5 protein-coding genes are annotated in these 12,133 nt (G+C 61.7%); all 5 read left to right on the top strand.

Annotation, left to right across the window (positions count from 1 at the left end; translation table 11 throughout):
* Positions 1–15 precede the first annotated feature (15 nt).
* From drmD to drmC, 5 genes are read left to right on the top strand one after another with little or no spacing between them, the layout of a single operon-like run.
* Positions 16–3,147 carry a DISARM system SNF2-like helicase DrmD gene (gene drmD / locus KF907_RS06075; RefSeq protein WP_291219042.1) on the top strand — a complete coding sequence of 1,044 codons (3,132 nt, stop codon included), beginning with the start codon at positions 16–18 and terminating at the stop codon, positions 3,145–3,147.
* The gene (locus tag KF907_RS06070; RefSeq protein WP_291219041.1) at positions 3,144–4,772 is read left to right on the top strand and encodes a hypothetical protein; all 1,629 of its coding nucleotides are present in this window, start codon (positions 3,144–3,146) and stop codon (positions 4,770–4,772) included. Before drmD ends, KF907_RS06070 begins: the two co-directional genes overlap by 4 nt.
* Complete coding sequence (gene drmA, locus KF907_RS06065) at positions 4,772–8,764, top strand: DISARM system helicase DrmA (protein WP_291219040.1); 3,993 nt, start codon at positions 4,772–4,774, stop codon at positions 8,762–8,764. Before KF907_RS06070 ends, drmA begins: the two co-directional genes overlap by 1 nt.
* A 2-nt stretch (positions 8,765–8,766) precedes the next feature.
* Positions 8,767–10,623, top strand: a complete 1,857-nt coding sequence (drmB, locus tag KF907_RS06060) for a DUF1998 domain-containing protein (protein WP_291219039.1) — start codon at positions 8,767–8,769, stop codon at positions 10,621–10,623.
* Between the two features lies 1 nt (position 10,624).
* On the top strand, positions 10,625–11,392 hold the full coding sequence (gene drmC, locus KF907_RS06055; RefSeq protein WP_291219038.1) for a DISARM system phospholipase D-like protein DrmC: 768 nt from the start codon (positions 10,625–10,627) through the stop codon (positions 11,390–11,392).
* The last annotated feature ends 741 nt before the right edge of the window (positions 11,393–12,133 follow it).

The following is a 12,133-nucleotide window of genomic DNA, read 5'->3' as shown; positions in this document are numbered from 1 at the left end:
CAAGGAGCGACCCGTATGCCGTGGAGTCCAGGACAACTCGTTCGCCATATCGATGATCCAGCCAAGATCGGCACGGTCACGGATCAAACTCGGGCGCGCGCATCTGGCCAGCAGTATCGCGTGAACTGGAACGGCCGGCTGGATTGGCACTACGAGGAGGAGTTGGTCGCGGCCGATGCGGGTGGCGACGATCCTCTGGAATTGATCCGTGAAGGGCGTTACGGACGCGTGGATGACCTGCGCCAGTTGCTGACGCACATCCATCTGGCCGGGCGGCTGTCGAACGTCGTCTATGCGATGGGTCTGACCCAGACCGACTTCTACCCGCATCAATACAAGCCGTTGCTCACCCTGCTGGACTCGCCCATCAATGGCCTGCTGATCGCTGACGAGGTGGGTCTGGGCAAGACGATCGAGGCGGGACTGATCTGGACTGAACTGCGTGCCCGCTACGACATGCGCCGCCTATTGGTGGTGTGCCCCGCCATGCTGCGGGAGAAGTGGCGGTTCGAGCTTTCGTCTCGCTTCGGTCTAGATGCCCGTGTCGTCGATGCGGAAACGTTGCGACAAGAACTGAGTTCGACCGAACACCGGGAACGCGCGTGGATCGTCAGCTACCAAGGCATCCGCGTTCCGAGTGATTGGGACGCCAACGAGAGCGACAACCCCAAGCGATCGGTTCGCGCCCGGCTCGCCGACTTGCTCTACCAGCACGCCGATCAAGAACCCCTGCTGGACTTGGTGATCTTCGATGAAGCGCACTACATGCGCAACGAAGAAACGGGCGCATGGCGGACGGGCAGCTTGCTGAGGGATGTCAGCACACACCAGTTGATGCTTTCGGCGACGCCGATCAATCTCGGTTCGGATGACTTGTTCAATGTGTTGCGGCTACTCGACCCGGATCATTTCGAATATCCGGAGGACTTCCGAAACGTCGTCCTCGCCAATCGTCCGGTGATCGCCGCGAGCGACGTCGTGCGTGATCCGACGAGCGATGCCGACCAGATTATGGCGGCGATACGCGAAATCGAGTCGTCACGATGGTTCGAGCGATCCAAGCGCGTCGATCGCTTGATCGAGGAAGCGGAGGCGATCGAGGACTGGACGAACGACAGGCGTATCGACATCGCCGCGAAACTCGAACGGCTCAACTTGCTCGCGCACATCGTCAGCCGCACGCGCAAACGGGAGGTGCAGTCCGACCGCGTGTTGCGTGACGTCACGGTGTTCGAGGCGGAAATGTCGCCCGTGGAGCGGGAGCTTTATCAGGCGATCACCGACGGAACGCGGGAGTATGCACTGGCCAATGGCATCGAGCACGGTTTCCTGCTCTCCACGCCGCAACGCATGGTTGCGTCCAGTCCGGCCGCCTTGCTGCGGACGTGGCGCGACGACGGCCTCGACGCCGACGCCCTCGCGGCGGCGATGGACGAAATCGACGAAGACGAGGAACAGCTGGCCGAACGGACATCTGGCCTCAAACAGTGGCTGGCGAGCAGAACACTGCCCCAGTTCGGCTTCGGCGACCTGAGCAGGAACGACTCGAAATTCGCCGAGCTTTCCAAGGCGTTCAAGCGATTCATGACCGAGGATCGAGACGCCAAGGCCATCGTGTTCACCACCTTTCGCGGCACGGCGCGCTATCTCGTCGAGCGGCTTTCCGCCGAAAACGTGGAGGCCGGGTTGCTGATGGGTGGGGCGGAGTTCGACAAGGAAGCCGTGGTGTCTGGTTTCCGCGAGGACAGGAACTGCCGCGTGTTGGTCTGCACGGACGTGGCCGCCGAAGGCGTGGATTTGCAGTTCTGCCGCCTCGTCGTCAACTACGATCTGCCATGGAACCCGATGCGCATCGAGCAGCGGATCGGTCGTATCGATCGCATCGGTCAACAATCCAAGCGCATCTTGGTGTGGAACTTCGTCCACAAGGACACGATCGATGCACTCATCATTGCGAGGCTGGCCAAGCGCATCGGTGTTTTCGAGAGCACTTTGGGGGAAACGGAGGAAATCCTCGGTCAAGTGCGCAAGCTCGAAGACGTCTTGTTGTCGAAGCATCTGACCACCGACGAAGAAGCGCGCTTGATCGAGGAAGTGGCGCTGGCGATCGAGAACGCCAAACGCAAACAGGAAGAGCTGGAGCGAGAGGCGATCCAACTGGTGGCACACGGTCAGCAACTGCTGGCGCAGATCGAAGCCGCGCGCGGCGATGGAAAGATCGTCACCCGGCACGATCTGATTCGTTACGTCGATGGGTGCCTCAGAAACGTTCCCGGTTGTCGGATCAATGCTGCGCACGGTGATGCCGACACGTTCGACATCGGCTTGAGCCCTGGCTTTGCTGCGGAACTGGACGAGTTCGTGAGGCGGGAGAATCTGGTCGGGAAGACGGGTCTTGCCTCCGGCCAGACGAAGCGTTGCCGCTTCACCGACAGGATCACCGACAAGCCGAAACCCGGCGAGGAGATCGTCCATCGCTTCCATCCGATCGTTCGCTTCCTGTCGCGCAATGCCGACGGGTCGGCGGATCGCTTTCCGCTCTACGCCGCCAGAGTCGCTGCCGAAGGCATCGAGGCGGGCCGATATGCGCTGATGACTCGGCTGGCGAGCTTTTCCGGCGTGAAGGAAGAAGAACACCTCTTGGTCGCTGCCGTCCCTCTCGACGGTGAGCCATCCCTCGACGACCGGGTGGCGGAAGCCTTGCTCGACTCGGTCAGGAAGTCGGGGAACGACTGGCCGACGGTGGCGGTGGATGTCCTTGCGGATGCCGGGGTAGCCGCCGCAGAGCGGAGCGAGGAAATGCTCAGGGATCGGTACAAGGCGATCAAGGATGAGAAATGGCGCGAGAACAGAGACCGCGCCGACGTGCTTTCCCAACTATTGGATGACCACATCCGAAAGAAACGCGAGGGGTTCGAGAAACGGATCAGCAATCACGAATACGCTGCATCGCTATATGGAAGTAGCCCGGATGGCAAGCGGCGCAAGGGCTTGGCGAATGCCGAACGCAAGAAGATGGAGGATTTTCTGGCCCGGATGGAAACCCGTCGGGCGACGCTGGAGCGCAAAAGTCAGGCCTTTTCGGCCGAGACGCGCGACATCTGCGTCTTGCTCGTGGACGTGGTGCGGGCGGGAGGTCGTCCATGAAGAGTTGGAAAGATCAGCTGCGGGATCTCAAGAACGGACTGCGTGGGTCGGGACGCGGCAAGGAACGAGGTGATGAACCGCCCAAGATCGACTTCGATCCACCGCCAGCGTGGCTGGCTGGTGGTCAGCCGACTCCGAAGAAGCCGCCAGCACGGAATCCCGTTCCGAAACCGGCCGCTCCGGTCGCCACAGTCGTAGCCCCAGCCACCAAGCCGCCGCCACCCCCAGCGGTTCCAACCCCACCGCCATTCAAACCCCGCATCGACGACGGATGTGTGCTGAACATGCCGGCGTGGAGCGACGTCGGCAGATCGTTGCAGCATCCCGAGCATCGCAGTGAACGCTCGGCACCGATGGTTGTCAGGGTCGGCGTCGATTTTGGAACCGCTTTCACGAAGGTGGCGATTCGCGCAGGTGTCGATCTGGTGCCTGTCGAATGGTCTGCCGTCACGGGAGACGATTCGGAAACGGGGCGCTACGTGGTTCCCGGTTTCGTCGTGCGTGCGCCAGATGGCGAATTCTGCTGGCGGCGTCTCACCGAAGCCGATGTTCGAGGGAACCTCAAGCTCCCGGTCATCGAGATGGTCGGGACGGATGAATGCCCAATAGCCACCGTGGCATATCTGGCGTTGGTCATCCGCTACGCGAGGGCGTTCTTGTACCGGAACGCGGAAATTGGACGCAAACTCGTGGGGCGTTCGCTGCGCTGGGAGCTGAACATCGGCTGCCCCACCGAGCCACACGAGAACCCGAAGGTCGTCGATGTATTCCGGCGCATCGCCCGAACTGCGTGGCTGTTGGCGGCGGAAGATCGGCTCGCAGAGCAGGACGTCCTGGCTGCATGGTCTTTGGCCGATTCTGCAATAGACCTCGAAGCAGAACCGGGTGTCGTGCCGGAGTTCGTCGCCCAAATCGCGGGATATCTGGGGTCGCCGCAGGTGAAGGAAGGTCTGCACGCGCTGATCGACGTCGGTGCGGCCACCCTAGACGTGGCGACGTTCAACGTCGTTTTGCGAAATGATCGGGCATCTCCGCCGCGCATACCCATCTTCTTTTCTGCGGTTCGCCCCCTCGGAACACACTATCTACGTCACAACCGTCATTCCAGACTCGGCCTCGATCTTTCGTGGGACGATGCAGCACCCGTCGAATCGTCCGATGACTTCGGGCAACGAAGTGGCGAGCCTCTGGACGAGGTCGTCAAAGTCGATAAGGACTTCGTGGAACAAGTCGTCCGCTGCATCGTCGGCGTCATCGATGGAACGCGCACCAGCGCACGGGGAGACCCGCGAAGTGCGGCTTGGCGAGAGGGTTTGCCGATATTCGTCACTGGTGGTGGGGCGAATTGCGTCTTGTATCGCCAAGCCATCGGGGTAGCGCAAAAGGAATTGAGTTTGCGCGTGGATCGGCGGCCGGATTCTTCGACGCATTTCCGACTCATCGAATTGAACCCAACTTCCGGCAATGCACGACAAATCGAGGCGGGCGACAGGCTGACCGTGGCACTCGGGCTGACGGAGGATGCCGAAAACGTCGCTCGCGTCGTCCCACACCGGGACATCGAGCCGATCACATATGGCACGCAGGAACGTGTCGATCACACGGAACTGTATGGAGACCGATGATGAAAAATGATTCGAATGCCGGCACGGCTTTCGTTCCTAACGCATGGATCGCCGTCGACCACGGTCTCGGCACCGATTGCAGGCTCGCGCCCTATACGTTGGTCTTGAAGGGTGATCGTTCCCTGTATCAAGCCATCGCCGAGGACGATTGGGTGCTCGTGCTGAACCCTGCCGGAGAGATCGTGCGTGCCGGGCGCGTGTTGCAGCTCCGCTCCGACCTCGAAACGACCACGGTCTTCTTCGACCGGCTGTCCGTCGCCGATACGCCAGTGCCGGTCGCCAGCGTTTCGTTGGCTCCGCCGTCGTCGGGCAACGTCGGGCGCATCCAGTGGGACGAGTTCGTCGCGGCCCTGTCTTCGGCGCTGCATCAGACCGTGGGTGGCGTGCCGCCGGTCGAGGATCGGGCCTACATCCGCGAGCTGCTGCAACTGGCCGTGGTAGATGATCTACTCGGCCCGGCGGGTGGCCCGCACGAACGCATCGTGGACATGAGCGTGCGAGACCGCTATCTGGTTGGCAAACTGGCACCGCGCGATGATGCCCAGGGCGGCATCGAAGGACTGGAAGGTCCGCTGGCCGAAGAGGATGTCGAGGAGCCTACCGACCCCATCGTGCCCGGCCAGCACGAACCCGGTGCCGAATTCGGCACGGCGACTGGGCGGGTGGAACCGGAATCGGATTCCTCCGACGAGATCGACGCCGCCAGTAATCAATCGCTGGTGCCCAGCAGCTTCGGCATGACCTTCTGCGTGGATGGCGATGCCGAGCGCATCGAGGTCGAGGCGCGTTGGGGCAGTTACGAGCGCGTGCCCAACGAAGAACACGAGCTGATGCGGCCCAATGGACAGAAGGCCAAGGTCTGGCGGCGCATTCCCTGCGGCGGGAAGCTGGTGCTGCCGCTCGCCGAGGGTGTGATTCCCCATCAGGCACCGGACGCGAACCGTCCAGCAGTGCGGATTCAAGGCTCCATCCGCGGCAAGAACGCCAACGGCGACCGCTTGGTGACGCTGTTCTTGATCAACACGCAGGAAGAACCCGACACCAACCGCGACACGGCATGGTTGTTCCAGCCGGAACTGATCGTGCGCGCGGAAGCAGAAGCATCCAAGCGCGCCATCTTCCGCCGCCGCCCGGTTCTGGACGCCGACGGGAACGACCCGGAGCGTGAGTCGCTGGAGATGATCTATCGCAATCGCGTGGAGTTCGCGGTCGGGCACGGTGTCGCCGTCCATGCCGAGACGGCGGACGACGTGACGCTGGCCACCGAAGTGCGCACCACCGTCTTGCCGCAATACGAAGTGCAGGTCACGGAGACGCCGGGTCTCGACCCTGCCGACCGTCCGGCAATGAAGCAGATGGTGGAAAGCGGCCTGCTCGACATGCAGCGGCTCGCCACCTTGGGAGTGGACGAGTTGGTCGATGCCCTAAACGTGCTGACGAAGGACTACGCAGCTTGGATCGCCGAGCAGCGCGGGCGCATCGGCAAGGACGTGATCGGATACGACACATCGGCGGTACAGGCGTTGGATCGGTGTCAGGAAATCCAGAAGCGTCTACAGCAGGGCATCGACACGCTAAAGAGCGATGAAAAGGCATTGGCGGCTTTCCGCTTCGCCAACAAGGCGATGGCGATCCAGCGTGTGCGCAGCCAGTACGCGCTCGAAGTACGGCGAGGCCGGGTCGTCTCCGTAGATCAGTTCGACCTGCCGAAGAACCGTAGCTGGCGTCCTTTCCAGTTGGCGTTCCTGCTGCTGTCGATTCCATCGCTGGCCGACCCCATGCATCCGGATCGCGTGCAACCGATGGAAGCCCATGCCGATCTGCTGTGGTTCCCCACCGGTGGTGGCAAGACCGAGGCCTACCTGGGCGTGGCGGCGTTCACCATGGCGATCCGACGTCTGCAAGGCAAGCTCGGTGGCTACGACGCCTCTCGTGGTCTGGCCGTGATCATGCGCTACACGCTGCGCCTGCTGACCTTGCAGCAATTCCAGCGCGCCACCGCATTGATCTGCTCGATGGAAAAACTCCGGCGGGATGCTCTCGTTCAAGGTGATGAGTCGCTCGGCAAGGAGCCTTTCACCATCGGCCTTTGGGTCGGCAACAAGGTGACGCCGGGGACGACCGAGGAAAGTCACTACGCCATTCAAGCTCTGCGTGATTCGGGAAAGAACAAAGCAGGACGTACTTCACCACTTCAGCTCACCAGTTGTCCTTGGTGTGGCTCTGCGATTGATCCTGGGAAAGACGTCGTCGTCGACAAGGATCGCGGTAGGACGATCGTGTACTGCGGCGACAAGAAAAGCAGTTGCACGTTCTCTCGTGGCAGGTCGAGCAGTTCGCCGTATCCGGGCATTCCGGTGCTGACGGTGGACGAGGAGATCTACCACCGCCCCCCGACGATGATGATCGCCACCGTGGACAAGTTCGCCATGATGGCGTGGCGCGGGCAGGTGCGCACACTGTTCGGTCGGGTGAGTCAGGAATGCGAGCGCCACGGTTTGCTATGGCCTGACTGCGAATGCAATACCGGACACCGGGCGACCAAGGGGTTGCCAGCTGCAGCCGTGAGGCCCGTTCCCCCCATTCGACCGCCCGACCTGATCATCCAGGACGAGTTCCACCTTATCAGCGGGCCGCTGGGCACGATGGTCGGTCTGTACGAGTCCGCCGTCGATGAACTGTGCGGATGGTCGCTAGATGGAAAGACGGTCAAGCCGAAGATCGTCGCCTCCACGGCGACGGTGCGCAAAGCCAAGGAGCAGGTGAACAACGTGTTCATGCGGCGCGTGTCGGTGTTCCCACCGCATGGCTTGGACGTGGAGGACAACTACTTCTCGGTGCAGCGTCCGATCGAAGAGCGACCCGGACGGCGCTATCTGGGCGTGTGTTCTCCGGGCAGCTCGCGGCCCGCGATGTTGATCCGCGTCTATACCGCCTTCCTCACCGCCGCCCAAGCCCTGTTCGATCGCTTCGGCGAGCCCGCCGACCCGTACATGACGATGGTCGGCTACTTCAATTCGCTGCGCGAGTTGGGCGGGATGCGGCGCTTGGCAGAGGACGATGTGCAGACGCGTTCCTACCGTGTGCAGATGAGCATGGTCGAACGGCCCGCGCTCGCTCAGCGCAGCGTCAACAACATCCGCGAGCTAACCTCGCGCGTCTCCAGTCAGGACATCCCGAAATACCTCGACGATCTGGAGGTCAAGTTCAAGGCCACGTTCGACGCGGCCACCGGGAAGTACGTGACGAAATGGAACGAGGGCGACACCCGCGCCATCGACGTGGTGCTGGCGACCAACATGCTGTCGGTCGGTGTGGACGTGAACCGGCTCGGCCTAATGGCGGTGAACGGCCAGCCCAAGGGCACGGCAGAATACATCCAAGCCACCAGCCGCGTGGGCCGTTCCTTCCCCGGCTTGGTTTGCACGGTGCTCACATGGGCACGCCCGCGCGACCTCTCGCACTACGAGACTTTCGAGCATTACCACGCGACCTTCTACAAGCATGTGGAAGCGCAGTCGGTGACGCCGTTCTCGCCGCGCGCGATGGATCGCGGCCTGACCGGTGCCTTGCTCTCCCTGATGCGTCTGGAGAACGAAACCTTCAGCCCGAACGTGGGCGCGGGCGAGCTGGACAAGCCCGACAAGCCCGAGATCACCGAGGCCATCGACGTGCTGGTGAGGCGGGCTTGGAACGTCAGCGAGACGACCACCATCAAAAATCTGGCCGAGCGTGAATTGAAGGAGCGCGCGGACGAATGGGCGAAGGAGGTGAGCGTGCCCGGCCGCACACTGGCTTATGAAAAGCGCGGCGCACAGGCGGCGACGATGGTTGGCCTGGTCAAGTCGCCGGGTATCCATGCGTGGGACAACTGGACGGTTCCGATGTCGATGCGCGAGGTGGAGCCGGGCGTGCGCCTGATCATGAACACGGGGCACATATCGGACGACCACGGGTGGAAGCCGCGCCCGGTGCCCAAGGACGAGGACTGACCATGACCACCAACAAGACACCCGTCGGCGAAGTCCGCCCCAGTCAACTGCTCTGGACATACGGGCCGGGAGCGCTGATCGACCTGCCGAGCCTCTCGGTGGTGACACTGGGCATCGACCAGTGGGAGAAGGATCGTTGCCAGCCCATCGCCGAGCCGCGCCTGCTCACCGCCGTGCGCAAGGTTCTCGGGGCGCAGGTGGAGAACCTGCGTGTGCCGCCATTCCAGAAGAGTGAACTCGTCGATCCGTGGTCGGCGGAGGCTAACATCGGTGTCCCCGTGCGCCCGTTTCCGCGCTGGATGCGCTGCGTAAAGTGCGGTCTGCTGTCTCCTTTCGACGCGGGGCTGTTCGAGATCAAGGAAAACCGCTTCCGCCCGGAACGAACTCGCTTCGTCCACAAGGGATGCCGTGGCTCCAAGGGCGACCAGCCTGCGAAAGACGCCGATGCCGTTCCGGCGCGTTTCCTCTTGGCTTGCCGCGACGGTCACCTCGACGATTTCCCTTGGCATTATTTCGTCCACAGTGGCAACAGCTCGTGCAAGGGAACGCTGCGCTTCTTCGAGAGCGGGGCTTCGTTGCAGACCGAGAATCTGTGGGTGAAGTGCGATGCCTGCGGCGCATCGCGCAGTATGGCCCACGCCTTCGGCGAGGCCGGGAAGGAAAACTTGCCGAGCTGCCGAGGTAGGCATCCCCAACTCGATCATTTCGACGACGAGTGCAACGAAGTGGCGCGGGCAGTCCTGCTTGGTTCGACAAACAGTTGGTTTCCGATCACGCTGTCGGCGCTTGCCATCCCTCAGGCCCAAGACCCTCTCGGCCAACTGATTCAGGATGGCTGGGAGTTCTTCGACGACTTGGATTCAGAAGCCGCTGTCGCGGTGACGGTGAAAACCTTGAAGAAGACCGGAGCCTTGCCGGGCATCGACAAGTACGCGGCGTCGGACATCTGGGCGGCCATTGAGGCTTACCGCAACGGCCGCGGTCAGGACACGATCGGGGAAGCTGACATCAAGGGACCGGAGTGGGATGTGCTGACAGCGGCCAACCCGCCCGCCGATTACCCGCACTTCATGAGCAAGAAGGTGGGCACACCCACAGGCTTCGAGAACCGGGTCGCCAGAGTGTTGTTGCTGGAGCGGCTGCGCGAGGTCAATGCCTTGTTGGGCTTCACTCGTGTGGAAGCGCCCGAGGAATCGAGCGACCCGAGCGAGCGCCCGCAGATGGCAAGCCTCGCGCGCCGCAAGGCGGATTGGGTGCCCGCGAATCAGGTTCACGGCGAGGGTATCTTCATCCAGTTCGATGAAGCGGCACTGCGGGCGTGGGAGGCGCAGGATGGCGTAAAGCGCGTGGACGGAATGCTAAAGGCCGGTCATGGCGGATGGCGCAATTCGCGCCACCTGAATCCGAACGAGGGCTACCCTTGCATCCGCTACGCCATGCTCCACACGCTCTCGCACCTGCTCATCCGAGAACTGGCGCTGGAATGCGGCTACAACGCGGCGAGCATCCGCGAACGCATCTACGCCGACGTGTCGAGCACGAATCCGCAGGCGGGCATCCTCATCTACACGGCGGCCGCTGATTCCGATGGGACGTTGGGTGGCCTCGTCGATCTCGGCAAGCCTGAGAACCTCGGTCGGCTGCTCCGGCAGACGCTAAACCGGTCGAAGATCTGTTCATCCGACCCGCTGTGTTCGGAACACGATCCGAGTAAAGACCGTTCTTTGCACGCGGCGGCCTGCCATGCGTGCAGTCTGGTCGCAGAAACCTCGTGCGAACGGGGCAACCGATACCTCGACAGATCGTTGCTGGTGCAGACCCTCGACCGAGGCGATGCTGCATTTTTCGCGGGGCTGTGACATGGAAAGGTTGCTGGAAGCCGTCACAGCCGTGGTCTGTCTCGTGTCGCCGGAGAAGGTACGGGCGCTGGCGAACGCGATTCGGAAAATCGAAGGCACGAGGGCGATCGCCACCCTGTCGGATGTCGTCGGGACGGCTGCGGCCAAAACCGTCGTCGAACGGCTCGTCGAGGCATGGCGTGCCACGTCGGTCGATTCCGGTGAGCTGGCCTCGATGCTGATCGCCGCAGGCCATGCCTTCGAGAACGTATCGAAGCACCAGTCCACGGAACTCGTGTGGACGGGGCCGACGACGCCCTTCGTCTCTGCTCGCCGAACGGAACAGGCAATGCTGCAAGTCATCGGCGCGGCCAAGCACAGTCTATTTATTACCAGCTTCGTTGCTTACGACGTTTCGACCATCGTGAGGGCATTGAACAATGCCGTCACACAAGGAGTAAATGTCTCAATGCTGCTCGAACTGCCTCAGGACCAGGGCGGCAGCATAACTTTCGACGTGTTTCGCAAGATGCGTTCGTTGGTCCCTTCCGCAGAACTCTATGCCTGGTGCGAGCGTTCCGCCGAGTTCGCCAACGGGCGGGTTCATGCAAAGCTCGTTGTCGCCGATGGACAGATGTGCTTTGTGACGAGCGCCAACCTTACGAGTCACGCCATGGAGCAGAACATTGAAGCTGGCGTTCTTCTCACCGGCGGTCACGTGCCAGCATTGATTCACGCACATTTGCAGGCATTAGTTGATACCAAGACAGTACGTCTAGTGAGTTCGTGAAAAATTTGGACCCTTGAGTCGCCAGGAGCTGCACTCAACTCCCGCCATCTGTTATGGAGTACCACTATCATCGGGGCTCAGATCGGTGTCCTCGCGGACGATATCTTGACCTAATGCAAAAACCGTTCGCCATACCCGCATCGCATCTCCGTCCCTTGAGAACCGGACGCTCGCTTGCGGGCAGACCGGCACTGCAATCGTCATCTGCCAGCGCCATTCCGCTGACGAACTCGAACACAGCACGCTCCTTTGGGAAGAGCAAATCTGTTCTTACCGAGCTACTTAGCGCATGGTCCCTGTCAGCGCTCGACGATCAATCAGGTTTCAGCGTGCCACGCATATCGATGCAGAGGCTTGTTGTTTTGCTCGGTGTTCCTCGCAAGGGCACACGTGTGTCCGTATTGCCTCCCTTCTCACTGCTGGATAAGTACTCCGGTCACAGGCGGGTTAATTGAGCATGCAAACCGCAATCCAGACTCTAATCGTGGCTGCCGTCCGGTGTTCGAACTGAGTCTCGCACTCAGGCGCAAATGCCACTCAATTGCATCTGTGAAGGGTCCTCAAAGTCTGTCCGGGGGCCGACACGGCAAAAAATCTTGGGGTTTTGAACGTAATCCGCGTTTTTGACGGCGTTACGCCTGCAGTTTGGTCCCCTCTTGCTGCGCGGATAGTGCAGGCTGTCGGAAATCCCCAAGGAGCCGATCCATGCCTCATTCACCACTAGCCGAACCACTGTGTCCA

This window comes from Dokdonella sp., assembly GCF_019634775.1.
Lineage (GTDB): Bacteria > Pseudomonadota > Gammaproteobacteria > Xanthomonadales > Rhodanobacteraceae > Dokdonella.
Note: the sequence above shows the minus strand (reverse complement) of the source record. Positions and strands in the feature narration are given on the sequence as shown.